Annotated in this window: 13 protein-coding genes; 4 read left to right on the top strand and 9 right to left on the bottom strand. The window is 54.6% G+C overall.

Annotated elements, in window-relative coordinates; all coding sequences use genetic code 11:
* Together OEV49_15780 and OEV49_15775 are read left to right on the top strand one after the other, a co-directional pair.
* On the top strand, positions 1-448 hold a 448-nt coding region (locus OEV49_15780), incomplete at its 5' end, for a hypothetical protein (protein MDH3892525.1).
* 89 nt (positions 449-537) lie between these two features.
* Complete coding sequence (locus OEV49_15775; GenBank protein MDH3892524.1) at positions 538-2,001, top strand: transthyretin-like family protein; 1,464 nt, start codon at positions 538-540, stop codon at positions 1,999-2,001.
* A gap of 186 nt (positions 2,002-2,187) precedes the next feature.
* Here the strand turns inward: OEV49_15775 and OEV49_15770 are convergent, their stop codons facing one another.
* A complete protein-coding gene (locus OEV49_15770) occupies positions 2,188-3,399 on the bottom strand; it encodes a glycosyltransferase family 4 protein (GenBank protein MDH3892523.1) in 1,212 nt (403 codons plus the stop codon).
* Between the two features lie 204 nt (positions 3,400-3,603).
* Here OEV49_15770 and OEV49_15765 point away from each other — a divergent pair, with 204 nt between their 5' ends.
* A complete protein-coding gene (locus OEV49_15765) occupies positions 3,604-4,134 on the top strand; it encodes a cytochrome c family protein (protein MDH3892522.1) in 531 nt (176 codons plus the stop codon).
* A gap of 72 nt (positions 4,135-4,206) precedes the next feature.
* Here OEV49_15765 and OEV49_15760 read toward each other — a convergent pair whose 3' ends face one another.
* The 7 genes from OEV49_15760 to OEV49_15730 all read right to left on the bottom strand — a co-directional run bounded on the left by OEV49_15760 (position 4,207) and on the right by OEV49_15730 (position 11,725).
* Positions 4,207-4,758, bottom strand: coding sequence for a 2'-5' RNA ligase family protein (locus OEV49_15760; protein MDH3892521.1), 552 nt, complete (start codon positions 4,756-4,758; stop codon positions 4,207-4,209).
* A gap of 12 nt (positions 4,759-4,770) precedes the next feature.
* Positions 4,771-6,195 carry an OmpA family protein gene (locus tag OEV49_15755; protein MDH3892520.1) on the bottom strand — a complete coding sequence of 475 codons (1,425 nt, stop codon included), beginning with the start codon at positions 6,193-6,195 and terminating at the stop codon, positions 4,771-4,773.
* Between the two features lie 67 nt (positions 6,196-6,262).
* Entirely contained in the window at positions 6,263-7,504 is a 1,242-nt protein-coding gene (locus OEV49_15750; GenBank protein ID MDH3892519.1) for a SpoIID/LytB domain-containing protein, read from the bottom strand.
* 37 nt (positions 7,505-7,541) lie between these two features.
* Positions 7,542-8,744, bottom strand: a complete 1,203-nt coding sequence (locus OEV49_15745; protein MDH3892518.1) for an anhydro-N-acetylmuramic acid kinase — start codon at positions 8,742-8,744, stop codon at positions 7,542-7,544.
* Between the two features lie 11 nt (positions 8,745-8,755).
* The gene (locus tag OEV49_15740; GenBank protein ID MDH3892517.1) at positions 8,756-9,757 is read right to left on the bottom strand and encodes a hypothetical protein; all 1,002 of its coding nucleotides are present in this window, start codon (positions 9,755-9,757) and stop codon (positions 8,756-8,758) included.
* Between the two features lie 40 nt (positions 9,758-9,797).
* The gene (locus tag OEV49_15735; protein MDH3892516.1) at positions 9,798-11,357 is read right to left on the bottom strand and encodes a diguanylate cyclase; all 1,560 of its coding nucleotides are present in this window, start codon (positions 11,355-11,357) and stop codon (positions 9,798-9,800) included.
* 74 nt (positions 11,358-11,431) lie between these two features.
* The gene (locus OEV49_15730; protein MDH3892515.1) at positions 11,432-11,725 is read right to left on the bottom strand and encodes a hypothetical protein; all 294 of its coding nucleotides are present in this window, start codon (positions 11,723-11,725) and stop codon (positions 11,432-11,434) included.
* A gap of 580 nt (positions 11,726-12,305) precedes the next feature.
* On the opposite strand from OEV49_15730, the gene OEV49_15725 reads away from it, so the two are divergent.
* Positions 12,306-13,625 carry a polymer-forming cytoskeletal protein gene (locus OEV49_15725; protein ID MDH3892514.1) on the top strand — a complete coding sequence of 440 codons (1,320 nt, stop codon included), beginning with the start codon at positions 12,306-12,308 and terminating at the stop codon, positions 13,623-13,625.
* Here the strand turns inward: OEV49_15725 and ggt are convergent.
* Complete coding sequence (gene ggt / locus OEV49_15720; protein MDH3892513.1) at positions 13,622-15,334, bottom strand: gamma-glutamyltransferase; 1,713 nt, start codon at positions 15,332-15,334, stop codon at positions 13,622-13,624. The genes OEV49_15725 and ggt overlap by 4 nt on opposite strands.
* Positions 15,335-15,340: the final 6 nt, after the last annotated feature.

The following is a 15,340-nucleotide window of genomic DNA, read 5'->3' as shown; positions in this document are numbered from 1 at the left end:
TTCCCCCCCGGGGGGCCCGAGAATCCCCCCCCCCCCCGTTGACTCAAGCCCACCGGACACTACTCCCGACAGCCTGAAATCACGGGGTGCTTTAGGTCCAAAAGGGAGCGGCGCGTTTACGCTGGAGAGGACAGAAGGTGCCCTCACCGACAGTACTCTTCCAACGGGCCAATCGGTCACGTTCTATCTTCGTATCGAAAACAGTGTCTATTTCGATATCAACGGCATAATGAACGGCTTTCGCGTCTATTCCCCGGATGGCGCGACGTGGGGGAGTACCGTCGGCGATACACTTGGCACGCTGAATTGGAAGGAACGCTTCGATTTGACCTTTAACATAATGCCATTCAGCGTCACAGGTTCGGGTGCGGATACGATAGGCTCGGTGGGGCGAACATATTCAACACCGGACTGCCGTGGTGGTTTGACGACACCGCTTATTCTGTGACCATCGGGCCGATTCCCCCTTCCTCAATCGGCAGGACTATCTGCCTTGACTCCGCTTACTTTCCACCTTCAGGTTTTTGGAGATGGACGGTGGCCGGGCTGGGGTCGTATCATCCGTCCTGGGACGGCCCGCACTGTTTTATCGTGGAACCGCCACCGGTGTTCTCGATTCAAGGCTATTCGTGGTACCAGGATCCGACACCTAACTCGTACCCCGGTCTCGATTCTACCGAGGAGCCGATGCGCTTCGTCAAGATCGAGATGTTCGATTTAGATTCGAACGGATCACAGTCTCTCGGCTCCATGTATACTGACGAAGACGGCTGGTTTGAGTTCAACGACATAAGCAACGTTGACTCAAACGGAACCGGTGGTCAGGATGTGTTCTTTGAAGTAACAGCTCAAAACACAAGAGTTGTGGTTCTGAAGGATGTTTACTCAAATAAACATATCTGGGCCACCCCGGTGGCCTACGACCTGGCCGATGGCTTTTATGACACGCTGATGATCGCTTCTGTTGACGAGAGCAAACCGTTCTTTGTCGCCGATGCGATTCTGGACGGCCACAGCGCGTGGGAGTCGCAGTGGCCACCAAATCAGTACTTTGTGCCGTACGGTCAAGTCTTTCTTATGGCCGATTCTATGTCATCGGGTTACGATAGCTACAACGACTTGATTTTCATCAACGACTCTGTGGACAATAATAACGGGTGGCCGGATACCTGGAACAGATCAACCATGCTGCATGAATTCGGTCACCGCATTTCTTCTACCTACAGTTTTTGCGATGATACCACGAATAGCCCTTCCTCGCACCTCCCATGGGTTGCTTATAATCTGCAATTCGCAGCCATGGAAGGTTTTGCGCACTGGTGGTCGGCGTTTGTTGATAGCACGCCTATTCGTACGTATTACTGGGATGACTTTACGGACTCACTTTGGCTCAACTTCGAGAACGGTGAGTACGGCCATACAACGGCGGATGGTTCTTTCAACGCCATGGGTCCGAAGTGCGAAGGGGCTGTGGCCGGCATCTTGTGGGACATCTTCGACAACCCGGATGATGGCTACAGCGACCGGGCCGATTGGGGCACCCTCAACCTGGGGCCACACTATGACGGAATAGACGATTACATTCAGGAGGGCAGCGACGATATACTCGACGCTCTACTAAATCGCTATTATGGTCCCAACCGGCCTGACAATATCCATGAGTTCCACCAGACCTGGTTTCAATCTCCGGACCTTGGCTATTGTCAGGAAATGTACAACCTTTTCTACGAGCACGGTGACTCATTGCAGCCACCACCCAAGAGCTGCTCTTGTTGTCTTAACAGAGGTAACGTTGACAATATCATTGACCGTATTCCAATAGACATCTCTGATCTTGTGTACCTGGTGGATTTCATGTTCACAGGTGGACCGCCACCCCCGTGCTGGGAACAGGGGAGCGTTGATGGTGATGCCGCATCCGATATTGATGTTAACGATCTTATTTATCTGATAGACTGGATGTTCACCGGCGGGGATGCGCCACCGTCTTGTCCCCAGTAGCACCAGACTGTATAACAACTGAAACTTTCGGGGCTTGCGGGGCTCCTTCAAAGACAACTTAATTCGATTCTCATACCACGGTGCAAACTCCGGCCCAGGTACTCATACCTCGACTTCGCTCGGCATGACATTGTCTCATTGAGTCAGATTTCTGTTAATTGAAAAGTGGATGAAGTCCGAACCGGCTCAGACATCTTTCAGGAAAGTGAGGTACTGTCGACCCCAGGCTTCCCGCTGATGATGAGCGATAATATGCTCACGATACCGCTGTCCAAGCTTTTCGCGATCTTCCCGATTCTCGCGCAAGTTCAGTATCAACTTACTCAATTCCTCGGGAGAGTCCGATGGATAGGTGAGAGCGCCGCCGGCGATTTTGAGTTCGTCAATCGCCTCACCCTGCCGCGAACCAAACACGATTGGTCGACCAGAGGCCATGTACTCAAACATTTTGGACGGAAAGGCCATCTTGGCCACGCGAACTTCCTTGAGACATTCAAGCAGAACATCGGCCGACTTCAGAAAGTATGGGATATCCTCAAGCGGCTGAGTGCCGATAACGCTTACGTTCTTGAGGCCGTAATCACGCACCATGTCGACCAGGGCGTTCTTTCTCTGGCCATCGCCGAGAAACGCAAAGTGAATATCCGGTTGGTCGACCAACTGACGGGCAGCTTCGATCACGGTTTCGAGTGGACGCACCCAGCCGAGGGTACCGGAATAGAGGATCAGGAATTTCTCATCCCAACCGAATTTCCTGCGGATACCATTGGAGTCCGAGTGGATAAACTCGCGCCCGACCCCCGATTTGATGGTGGCCATGCGGGCCCGCGGGATGCCGATCATCTCCATGTAGCTTGAGATACCATCGGTGACCGAGACGATCCGATCAGCCCGGCGGTACAGGGCGTGGATAATCCGGCGGACTATCCGGGTGAACAATGACTGGTTGAGATTTCCGAACTCCTCGCCGGATTCCGGCTGCAAGTCGCGTACTTCGATGACAAAATTACACCGTCTGATCTTACTCAGCAACCAGCCGATCACCGGTGTCGTCACTGGCGGAGTGGAGGCCAGAATCAGGTCGAATTTTGTCTTGACTCTAAAGGCGTTAATCAGAGTGGTTACCAAAAAGGTGATGAATCCGACCATTCTCTTGGTTGGCTGAGAGTTTGAGGCAGGCAAGACCCAGCTTCGGTAGACTTTGATTCCGTCCATCTCTTCGGCGCAGAAGAACTTGCCTCGGTAGGCCGGCGGCACGATCCCGTCCGGATAGTTGGGCGTTGCCGTCATCACCGATACATCGTGTCCATTTTCGACGAAGTACCGGGCAAACTCATATAGACGCCGGACCGCCCCTTTTTCAGGCGGAAAATGTTGAGTCACAATCAGAATTTTCATACTACCTCGCGGGAAGTCTACCTAATTTTCAGAGTACAGGCAAGCGATTTCTGAACGCGGCCGCTTTTTTTGCGACAGCAGGCTCTAAACGCTTGACCTGAACAACTCCAGTAAATAAATTGGCTACACTTTTGAAGGACGTTTTTGGAAGTAGATTTGTATAATAGAATGAGACACATAAACCAATCAGAGAGGTTTTTTGCTATGCGTCGATTTTTCATCATCCTTACCGCCCTTGCCGTGATGGCCTTCCTGTTTGCAGGTGCTGTTTACTCCGAGGAAGCGGCTAAGAAGGCCGACCACGCATACGTGGGCGCCAAGAAATGCTCCAGTAAGGCCTGCCATAAGGACAAACACACGTCCTGGGCGGAAACCGCTCACGCCGGAGCTTTTGACAAGCTGTCAGCCGAAGAGCAGAAGAAACCGGAATGTATAAAGTGCCATTCCACCGGCACGTTGGCCGACGGCACATTGATCGAGGGCATCGAGTGCGAAGCCTGTCATGGTCCCGGCAAAGACTATAAGTCGGCCAAGATCATGAGCAAGAAAAAGTGGAAGGCCGATCCTGAAGCTCAGATGAAGATGGCCGTGGATGCCGGTCTGATAGTACCAGATGAAAAGGTCTGCGTCCGCTGTCACACCAAAGAAGGCAACACCAACTTCAAGGAATTCAAGTTTGCCGAGCGTGTGAAGCTCGTTCATCCGGTCAAGGAAGAAAAGCCGGCCGAGAAGTAACGGCTCGACACGATATGTTCCTGGAAGCGACCCAACCCGGTCGCTTCTTTTTTTGTGCTCGATTGATTCTGCCTAACCTGCAAAAGGAAACGTGCGCACCGACACCCATTTGCCGCCGGGCAGCGGCGTTATCAAATCGATAGCGTCGGCTGCGAACGATTCATCCGGGAGGTAATCGACAATCTGTTCTTTAACCGGCAGGACTCGATGCATCGATATCTCGCGCGCGATAGTAACGTGAGGCTGGTAGTTCTTGTATGGGATAGGATGCCCCAGGCGTGAGTATAGGCGGTAGAACAGTTCGCACAAACACTCATCCTTTTCGATGTTCCAGTAGATTTTGGGTATCCCCGGATAGAAATCACCGATCGAGGTTAGATTCATGGGTAGCGGTTTACATTCACTTGTTTCATCACGGACGAGCGCGGCCACTTCTTCGAGCGGACGATCGGTTTCAAAGGGATGAACCAGAGTAATGTGCGGGCTGATCAGGTTGTAAAGGGGATCGAACCTGGCCCGCATGGGAGCGATAATGCGCTCCAGGCGCTCAGGCAGCAGGATGACGACGGCGTAGATGCTGTTGTTTTCGTCCTGAGGAGTATCTAAGAGATAACACCACTCCATGGTTACTCTCGACTATTGATAAAAGATAATCTCAATCCTTCGGTTTTCGGCTCGGCCCGCCGCATTCTGATTGGAGGCGACAAAGTTGGTTTCACCTCGGCCGAAGACTTTGATGCGCTCACTGTCGACACCGTTGGCCACCAGGAAATCGCGCACCCGGTTGGCCCGCTTTTGGGACAACTCACGATTGGCCAGGGCCGTTCCAATGTTGTCGGTGAATCCGTTAATCTCCAGTTTCACAGCCGGAACGAAACTCAGCATGCCGGCCAGTTTTTCTATACGCTCACGATTGCGTGGGTCTATCTCAAACGATCCCGGCACGTAATCGATGTTGAGCACCATCGGTTCGGATAACATGGACAGGTCAATACAACCGTTTGGGTCCACATCAACGCCGGTCAGTGTATGCGGGCAGTCGTCCAACCCATCCGGTACACCATCGCCATCGGAATCCAGAGGGCAGCCTACGGCATCCACCGCGGCGCCGACCGGGTTGTTGGGACAGTCATCGCGGTAGTCGGCAATACCGTCAAAATCAGAATCTATCGGACAACCATGGATGTCGACATGGGATCGAGCGCGGAACTCGGTATCCGGACAATCATCAAGATTGTCCCGGACGCCGTCACCATCCGAATCCCGGGCGCAACCAAAGCGATCAACCTCTATCCCGGTTGGAGTGTCCGGACAGCGATCGGATTCGTCGGGCACACCGTCGCCGTCACCATCCTCGATCTCCCCCGGCGGCGGTGGCGGCAGGTCGCCGGGCGTCGATGACCAGTTCTCTTCGGAAACCCACGATGTCGGCGACGGTCCGAAGGAGTATCCGACGGCAAACATCAACGAACCCAGGATTTTCCCACGGGCTGAATTTACATCGTCGGCGAATTCGGCGCCCAGTCCGCTCAGGTAATCACCGCGCAGACGCCAGTTGAGCGACCAGCGTTGGTTGAGCATCCATTGCAAAGTCGTCTGGCCGCTTACGAACAGTTCCGACGCGGCGAAGTCGATGGTCTGATCATTGGGCCCTGCCACTTGGAGTTTCCCGCCTGTGGATGGATCCATCACTCGCCAAACCAAGAGGCCGCCACCTATTCCGGCTGAGACACGAAACTTGTAATCTTTTGACCACAGCAACCGATCGGCAATCGCCCCCAAACGGGTGGCCGTGAAACGGGCCGAACTGTTGTCGTCACCGGCCCCCAAAGACAGATTGGCCACGTTGAGGGTGTCGTTGTTAATACTGTGCCGCGACAGATCAAAATGCAGACGCCACTGATCGGTCAGACGATACTGGAACTCCAATCCATAACTCTTCTGAAACGGAAAGTGGTGGGATTCGTCCCCGGCCAGCCGCGACAATCCGCCGTAGAGACCTACGGTGTACTCATACTGACCGGCGAAACAGCTGCCGGTGACGAGCAGAACCAGGGTCATTGTCAACACGCGCTGCATCTTTATTCTTTTCGTCCTTCCCAAGCATCAAAGTCGACGTGACACGGAGTCAATACTTCGTTTGTAGTTCCACGCCGGTGAAATAATGTTGCAGGATGGCATTGAAAGACCATCCCTGTCGAGCCAATCCTATGGCGCCACACTGGCACATTCCGACACCATGCCCATACCCGCGTCCTTTGAAAGTAACGGTCTCGACGCGGCCGGAGGCATCGCGTTTGATAACAACATCGAATCGATCAGACGGCAGAATCAAGTCCGGATTGGAAGTACGCCCGACCACCCATCGAATGCGGTCCTTCTTGAAACTGTAGTTGCCCGCCTCGGTGACCACTGTCATCATGGCGATCCGTCCGCCGGGTGATCGCTCGGCCGGCACGACGTCGGTGATGCGGCTGATTACCATATCGCGTCCGCGATCACTGGACAAATACTGTTCGAGCCGTCCTCTTAACTGACTTTCGGTGAAGACCTCTCGCCAGGTGTAATACTTTGACCAGGAACAGGCGCCTGAATCCGCTACCGCTTTCAGGTAGGGCGTCTCCTTGCGGTCCCAGACGCTCTCGATGTCGTCGGTCATGCCGCCGCAGGTGGAGTGATAGTAGGCGTTGATAAACTTATCATCAAAAGTGATAGTCTGACCGGCCGTGCCATCGATTGAGCGATTGATCAAATCGTTCTCTACTGACAGGCCTTGATAGACCTGATCCATGATGCTTGACTTCATGTCATACTGTTCAGACGGATACTGCTGCAAATGAGCCATGGCATAAGTGCGTGCAGCCACTGCTTGCGCCTTGACCGCTTCGATCTCGCTGTCGGCGCGCTTCCCAATCTCGGGCGGTACGACGCCGCGCAGATAGTCTTCCATGTAAACGACATTGATCAACTGGACGACATAACCGTCGGGGAGCAGCTTCATCAGACCACGATACCGCTTCCCTCCCACCTGCAACCTGTTGGTGGCGCCTCGCGGTATGACGTTGACTTCGTCGATGTTCTCGGTAATCACAGCCTGCTGCGTGTTCTCGACGGCGAGGAACTGTCCGCGATTGATTATCGTGACCGGTCGGTTGGAATAGTAGACTTCCTGCTCACCGTCCTTGAGACACTCGATGGCAAACTGACGGTCACCGCCCACAGTGACCTGTGTCTGGGATTCATCAAGTAGCACACGCACAAAAGGAATGCGCATGAACGAGGATGGGGTTTCATCTTTCAATAGCGGCACGGTGGCGCAACTGAAAGCAAGAGCGAGCACTAAAAAGGCGGTGCCTATTCGAGCCGTCATCCTAACTGTCCTTCCAAAGGTCATGCTTGGTGCCTCATCACCGTCTGCCGTGGGTTACATGTGGCGGTTGAGCAATCCTGCCCAACACCGGCTGCATGGCACGCCGGTGGGCCGTTGTCGGCAGGCTCTCGGCTCGGATACAGGCCTCACCCATCACGGCATAGGCGGCCGCTTCGATACAATCGGCATCGACACCAAGCTCATCAGCCGAGCGAATCTGCAGCCTTGGCAGGGACTGCACAAGCTGTCTTACAAAGAAAATGTTGCGCCGACCGCCACCGGTCAAATACAACTTTTCCAAACTCTTATCGCGTCGCAAGAGTGGGCGCAGTGAGCGAACTATACCGATAACCGTCAGTTCGGCGGCCGTTCTCAACATATCCACGGCCGAGACCCGATACCGTTTGCCGAAAGCGATAATGCGGTCGACCATGGCTGGGCCGAAACGCTCACGTCCGGTGGACTTTGTTCTACCGACAAAGAAATCGTCGGTGGTCAGGTCCGCCAGCAGGTCCTGGTAGACACTTCCCGATGCGGCCAGGCGACCGCCCGTATCGTAATCGAGTTTGAACAGGCGCGCACACAAGAGATCACACAGACTGTTTCCGGGTCCGCAGTCGGCCGCCGCGGTTTTTAACCCGGACTCTTTGGACGGGAGATAGAAGTAGTTGGCCATGCCGCCGATATTGACAATCAGTCGTGACTCGGTGGGCCGGGCGAACAAGCGATGCATCGCACCCACTGTGACAGGCGCGCCTTCACCGCCCACGGCTACCTCTGCCTGTCTGAAATCGCCGACGGTGATGCGTCCGGTGCCGGCGGCGATTCGCTCGATCGAGCCCAGTTGCATGGTCCCGTGGACCCATCTCCCCAGACGCTTTACTTTCTCCGGGCAGTGGCGTATCGTTTGTCCGTGCGAAGCAACCATGTCAACTTTGACTCCCCGACGTTCCAGTTGAGTAATATACGATCTTGCCGCACGACCGAAGAACATTCCCAGCAATCCGTCCAGCTCGATAGTGTCTTCGGGCGCCAACTTCTCGGCGTCGGCTGAGGCGTGGATCAATGATTTCATATCGGGGTCGAACCTGCGTTCGGTTCCACACAGATACTTCACCGCGACTCTTTTGTTGGTGCGTCGTATTCTCATCAGGGCCAGGTCGAGACTGTCGGCCGAGGTGCCTGAGTTCAGACCCAGACAGGTGAGCTGTTTGCGTTTGATCAATTGGTCCAATGACATATTTCATACAACTAACATACGATAGAACTGTCCAGCTTGAACTTGATTCCGGATACCCGACTCAACGAAGACTTGATCTGGCTCAGGTCCACATCGCCACGTTCGACGGCGTCCACGAAGTAATCGTAAGCCTGCATGGCCGCCTCATAATCCTGCCCGAACAGCAGGATATCATGTCCGGCCTTGAACGCCGCTACGGTGCGTTCACCGATATTCCCCAGCGTCGCGGCGCCGTTCATATTCAGATCATCGGTAATCACGGGACCGTCGAAGCCCAGGATGTTTCTCAACAATGCTGACACCACCTGAGACGAACCGGTGACAATCTCGCCGCCGAAAGCGGTCATCCGCAGATGTGTTGTCATCACCATGTCGGCGCCGCTTTCGATGCCGGCGGCAAATGGAAGCATTTCGCGCTGCCGCCAGATCAGTTCATCGTATTCGACCGTCGGTGTCTCGAAGTGCGGATCGGCCACGGCTGCGCCCAGGCCGGGGAAGTGTTTCAGACATGACAGCAGCCCGGCTTTTCGGGTGACGGCGACAGCTTTCTCCACAAAAGTAGCCACCTGCTGAGGGGTTTCACCGAAACAGCGATCTTTCAAACAGGCGTTGGCCGAATGCAGACGGATATCGGCCACCGGTGCCAGGTTGAGGTTGATTCCAAGTGATTCCATGAACATGGAGGCGCGAGAAAAATCTTCCGCGAATCGATCCAAGTCCTGAGTGGCTGCGTAATCGGCAGCGGCTCGAATCTCAGCCGGCGCCTGCCTGAGACGACAAACACGTCCGCCTTCCTGATCGACGGCAATGAAGGGCATAGAACCCCGTTTGAACTGAGAGCGAATCAGGTCGATGTTGTCCGATACTTGTTGGTGGTTCGCGCAGTTTTCTTCAAACAGGATGACTCCGCCGATCTGTTCCTCGGCGATGAAGTCGAGAAAATCTCGCGATGGTTGGCTGCCTTTGAAGCCCAGGACAAACAATTGCCCGATACGGTTCTTAGCTTCCTGCATTCTTACTGCACACCTTTCTGATACACATTCCTGATAGAGTCTATTTGGTACATACCAGGTTTCTTCCTTCGCCCTTGGCTCGGTAGAGAGCCTGGTCGGTTACCGACACCAGTTCTTCATGTGACTTTCCGTTCTCCGGGAAAGAACTCACACCGACCGATACGGTGATTCTCAAATGACCGGCCTTGCCTGCCTCGATGGCCGTTCTTTCCACCTGTGAGCGTATTCGTTCGCCAATCGTGCGGGCTTCATGGCTGGCCGTCTGCGGCAGGATGACGGCAAACTCCTCACCACCATAACGAACGAAAAAGTCGACATCTCGGATACACTTTTTTATGATGGCTGACAGATGGCGCAAAACAACATTGCCGGTCTCGTGACCATAACTATCGTTGAACTTCTTGAAGAAATCGATATCCACCATTACTAAAGACAGCGGCAGGTTATAGCGCAGGGCACGGCGCTTTTCTTCTTCCAGCTTTTGTACGAAGAAACGGTAGTTGTAGGTTTCGGTCAACTCATCGATAATCGTCAACTCCTCGGTCCGTTTGTGGAGTTCAGCGTTCTCCAGGGCCAGGGCGGCCGAGCGCGCCACGACCGATATCATCTGTACGTGTTTCCCTTTGAAACCGGCCACTTCATTGGATTCGGCCACCAACACACCGTTGGTGGAACCGTGGGAGACCAAAGGTACCAGCATCACTGCCCGCGCCTCAGTCGATTGCGCGGTATAGTCATCACGAGTGCGGATATCATTTATGGAGACCGGCTCGCCGATTTTGCAGACCCGTGCCAGCAACTCTTCCGCCTCGAGGTCGATTGCTTTGAGGTGAAAATTGTGGCGCCCTCGCTGAGAGCGGGCTCGATAGTAGCAGTTGCCCCATCGGTCGCGGAATATCAAGGCATGACATTCATACTGCAGGACCTCGCCCATAATCCTGACTACCTCCTTGACCACGCCGTCGGTGTCCAGAATGGAGGCCAGAATACGGGTGTTCTCATAGATCATCTCCAGTTGCGCCTGCGATTTTTCAAGCTCGGAGGTGCGTCGATTGAGAGTGTTGAAAAGTTTCAGTAAGCGCTTTTCGGACCGACGCATGTATTCGGAGGCATACGATATGGCGGCGAAGAACACGACTATCAAGCCTATTCTCATGGACATATCAAATATGGTGTCAACATCAAGGGATTGGTAGTTGACGGCCAGATAGCCGACGACCACAGTTGCCGTCACCGCGCTGGCGAACCAGACAGTCAACACGTAGGCCCCTACCGATACGGTCAGGAAGTACAGAAGATAAAACGATGAATTGGTGCCGCCGGTGTAAAGGATTAGCGTCGGTATCAGGATAAGATCGTAAACGATAGTCGACAAGTAGGCCAGTTTGAGATCGAACCGCCCTTTCACTGCTGCCCACAGAATGACCAGGTTGATACAGAAAGTCCCCAGAATGAACTGAAACAACAGCCGGTCACCTTCTTGACCGGTACCGCCCAGAATAAACCAACCCAGAGCGGCCAGAATCATTACTCTCGTCAGAAAGTAGACTCGGTCCACCCGAGGCAGCAGCGTCTTATGTCTGTCTAAAAACAATTTCATGGCCACAATCCACGTTATTCAGCATTATCGGCGGATTTATGAGGATGTTGAATCTTTTGCCGAAAGTCCGAAGATTAAGCAGTGGCCGGCTGAGGCTTGGCTATTCGCCTGATAGACAGAGCCAAAACGCCAAGAGCCAGGGCCAATAGAGAGATGTCGGTGATTATAAGAAGCAGATTGCCGGTGGGAATATATCTTACAATCAAGGAGTAGACCAAAGCTGCGATAGTTGTAAAGACCATAACGACGGCCGGCACCAGTGTAAACCAGCTCCTGCGACCGGACCGGCGTAGCCAGACCGTAACGGCGATCAGGGTCAGCGCGGCCAGTAGCTGATTGGTGGCCCCAAACAGCGGCCAGATGAGCAAATACCCTTTGGTGGCGGCGGGTCACACGAATTCCCTGGGGTCCGCCGCGGCGGACAGGACCCACCGCAACAGCGTTTGGTGACTTTGTCAACACTCCCCAAGTCGCAGGGCCACAACCACGCCTAGGGCGTGGTCAGGACCCTGCGAAACCACACTGCGACAGAGCCTCCTTGTTTGGGTCGGGTTTGGTGCTGTCAGGCGACTTGCCATACAGCTATTGACTGCGTGGGCCGGCGTCGGGCGGGGTCGCCCAACGCCACTTGAATGGACTCACCCTTCGACTCCGCTCAGGATGAGGTTTCCACGCGCCGAGTCTGAAGACTCAGCGGGCACAATCTGTGGAATGACAAGCCGCAAAGCGCAGCTAAGCGAATTATCGCCACCCCCAACCCGAGTTTGAGGGCGCCACACGGGTGACTTCAATCTGCAGACCGTCAGTCCACACGCTCGTCTTTGCCGATCGCCAGGACCGACGGAACTTACAGTTGGACCGGTTTACCTGTTTTTTTGGTGGTGTTTGCCGCTCTTACAGGCTTTATTGCAGCAACATGAGTAGCTTGGAATCGTAGAATCGATTGTGATGTATAATCTGACCTGGAGCAAACTCAGCCTACCACTTCGATTCGGTCTGTATGCGGCGGTGCTATTGACCAGCGTCCTATCGATAGTCGCCACCGCCTCGGCGGCTGAGTTTCTCAAAGGCAAGAATGTCCACCTGACAAATCTACACCGTATCGACGGCGACGTATATGCAGGCGGGAACGACATTACCATCGATGGATCCATTGGTGGCGATCTTATAGCTACCGGCGAAAACATCACCGTCACCGGCGAAGTCTCAGGGTCGGCGATGATCCTGAGTTTCAAACTAACCCATACCGGTCGGACCGAGGGCTCTATCCGCATGTTGGGAGATCGGGCCGTAATTGATGGCTATATCGGACGCTCGATCCTGTTCTGCGGGAGTACATTGGAGATTCGGCGGGGTGCTGTAGTTCGCAGCGATGTCAACGCTTATGGACAGAGCGTGGTACTGGCCGGAACCGTGATGGGCGATGTCACCATTGCAGCAACCGACATAGACATTAGCGGGCAGATCGAAGGCGATGTCGACCTGGAAGTGGGCGAATCTATAGAAATCAGTCCACCGGCGGTTATCCACGGGGATTTGACCTACACTTGTTCAAAGGAACTCGATTTCAGTGAGAAATCCGGGATTACTGTTCTGGGAGAGATTGTGCGGTTTGAGCCGGTGGATCCCGACGATGAAGAAACCGAGGAGACAACGGCCACCGCCGTGCGGTTTTCACTGTTGTTCGCTGCTTTCCTGTTTGGTCTGATACTGGTTCGTTTGTCTCCCACCTACCTTAGCCAGGCTTTCGAGCAGTTACATCATCGTTTCATGAAAAGCGTCGGGGCCGGTCTTTTGGCCGCTGCGGCGGCTATTATATGTTTGGTGATCCTGGCTCTGGCCGTGGCCTTGTGTCTGGTAGGTCTGCTACTGGCTGCCAATGACGAGGTTGCCGCGGGGATGCTTCTGCTGATTTTTTCGACGTTGATGCTCCCGATCACCAGTTTTGCCTGTGTCTCCGCTGGATTACTGTTTTATGCCGGTAAGCTCCTGCCGGCCTGGCTGCTCGGTTATGGCATAATTCGGATATTCAGGAAAACACCAAAGCTATTGGGTAAATGGCAACTGCTGATCGGTCTGACTATTCTCACCGGTTTCTACGCGGCACCCGGCGGCGGTATTTTGTTTTACCTGGCTGCCGGTATCGTCGGGTCCGGCGCAATTGTCCTGTCATACAGAGAGACACGGCGGCGTTCTCATCTTTTGAAACCGGATACAACTAACGAGCCTGCGGTTGTAGAGCCTCCGGTAGAACCACCGCCCGATTAGAAACCTGAGACGCTTCCGCCACCCCTGGGATCTGAGGCCCCGGCCATCACGCCATCCTGGGTAATATGCACGATCTGTAAATCGCTATACGGCTTTCGCTCCTTGACATTGTGCCCACGCACGATCAAGCCCTGGATGACATTGATATCGAAGGAACCTTGTTCGAGGTAGAGTACGTCCGGTAACCACTGGTGATGGAAACGTGGTTGAGCGACAGTTTCGTTTAGTGTCAGGTGAAACCGGGTGAAGTTCACGATAGCCTGAGCAACCACGGTGATTATTTTCGATCCGCCCGGAGACCCCAGGGCCATGAACGGTCGTTCATTGAGCATGACCAGGGTAGGCGTCATTGACGACAACATCCGTTTGCCGGGCTCGATTTTGTTGGCCTCGCCGCCGACCAGGCCATAGATGTTTGGATGACCCGGCTTGATGGAGAAGTCGTCCATCTCGTTGTTTAGCAGGAACCCGGCTCCCTCTACAACCAGCTTGCAGCCGTAGGGGGCGTTGAGCGTGTAAGTGATGGCCACCATGTTGCCCGAGCTGTCACAAACGTTGAAATGCGTGGTCTGGTCCGACTCGGAGGCGCCGGGTGTTACTTGCTTTGACGGTGTGGCTTGATCGGCATCAATGAGCGAGGCACGATGACTGAGGTATTGCTGGCTCAACAGTTTTGATGGCACCTCCCAGAAGTCAGGGTCGCCAAGATGTTCGCTGCGGTCGGCAAAGGCCAGCCTGGATGCTTCGGTGAAGAGGTGGATGTACTCGGGTGAGGCCGGCGACCAGGACGCAAAACTATAGGACTCCAGATTTGACAGAATCTGCCCCATGCAGATTCCGCCGGAACTGGGCGGCGGCATGGAATAAACCTCCAGCGAGTCAAAGCGGAACTTGACCGGAGGGCGCCATCGGACCAAGTAGTTTTCCAAATCAGAATGGTCGATCAGGCCGCCATGTTCCTGCATGGTTGCGACGATCCGGTCGGCGACCTGGCCTTTATAGAACCCATCCGGACCCTCGGCTGCAATGGTGTACAAAGTAGCGGCCAGATTAGGTTGGCTTAGCCGTTGTCCCGCCGTCGGGGTACGTCCGCCCGGCAGGAATTGCCTGGCCGTGGAATCAAAACCGGCCAGCGCGGCCGAGTACTCAGCCAATGAACCGGCCAGGTAGTCGTCTACTACGAAACCGGTGTCGGCCAGTTTGGCTGCCGGCGTAACCAACTGCTCCCACGGCAGCGATCCATGCTCTTTCCAGAGTTCGTACAGCCCGGCCACCGTGCCGGGCACGCCCGCGGCCAAAGCCCCGAGCGTAGATGCATCAGGCCGTACCGCATTGTTTGCGTCGAGATACATCGTATCGGTTGCAGCCAGAGGAGCTTTTTCGCGAAAGTCCAGCGCTTTTATTGTGCTGTCTGAGCCACTTCGAATCAAGGCGAATCCGCCCCCGCCAATATTGCCTGCTTCGGGATGTACCACGGCCAGGGCGAAACCAACCGCCACGGCCGCATCGAATGCGTTCCCCCCCGCCTTCAACTGGTCCAGACCGATTTCAGTGGCTATGGGCGCCGCAGTGACGACAATCCCCTGCTCGAAGTGGCGTGTTAGTCCAACGCCCGCACATCCACACAACTGCAAGTAGAGTAGGGCGGCTGCAATTGAGCCGGCGGAACCTCTATGACGCTTGGCCCAGGCAAGTGGTGCCTCGATCATAGCGCC

It is taken from the genome of Candidatus Zixiibacteriota bacterium (assembly GCA_029860345.1).
In the GTDB taxonomy this organism is placed as follows: Bacteria; Zixibacteria; MSB-5A5; order GN15; family FEB-12; genus JAJRTA01.
The sequence above is the reverse complement of the archived record's forward strand: the minus strand, read 5'-3'. Positions and strand labels throughout refer to the sequence as shown.

Bases quoted from the DNA above. Each gene is read 5' to 3' on its own strand.
- OEV49_15760 (MDH3892521.1), bottom strand. From the start codon at position 4,758: ATGGAGTGGTGTTATCTCTTAGATACTCCTCAGGACGAAAACAACAGC.
- OEV49_15745 (MDH3892518.1), bottom strand. From the start codon at position 8,744: ATGTCATTGGACCAATTGATCAAACGCAAACAGCTCACCTGTCTGGGT.
- OEV49_15765 (MDH3892522.1), top strand. From the start codon at position 3,604: ATGCGTCGATTTTTCATCATCCTTACCGCCCTTGCCGTGATGGCCTTC.
- OEV49_15750 (MDH3892519.1), bottom strand. From the start codon at position 7,504: ATGACGGCTCGAATAGGCACCGCCTTTTTAGTGCTCGCTCTTGCTTTC.
- OEV49_15770 (MDH3892523.1), bottom strand. From the start codon at position 3,399: ATGAAAATTCTGATTGTGACTCAACATTTTCCGCCTGAAAAAGGGGCG.
- OEV49_15725 (MDH3892514.1), top strand. From the start codon at position 12,306: ATGTATAATCTGACCTGGAGCAAACTCAGCCTACCACTTCGATTCGGT.
- OEV49_15740 (MDH3892517.1), bottom strand. From the start codon at position 9,757: ATGCAGGAAGCTAAGAACCGTATCGGGCAATTGTTTGTCCTGGGCTTC.
- ggt (MDH3892513.1), bottom strand. From the start codon at position 15,334: ATGATCGAGGCACCACTTGCCTGGGCCAAGCGTCATAGAGGTTCCGCC.
- OEV49_15735 (MDH3892516.1), bottom strand. From the start codon at position 11,357: ATGAAATTGTTTTTAGACAGACATAAGACGCTGCTGCCTCGGGTGGAC.
- OEV49_15755 (MDH3892520.1), bottom strand. From the start codon at position 6,195: ATGACCCTGGTTCTGCTCGTCACCGGCAGCTGTTTCGCCGGTCAGTAT.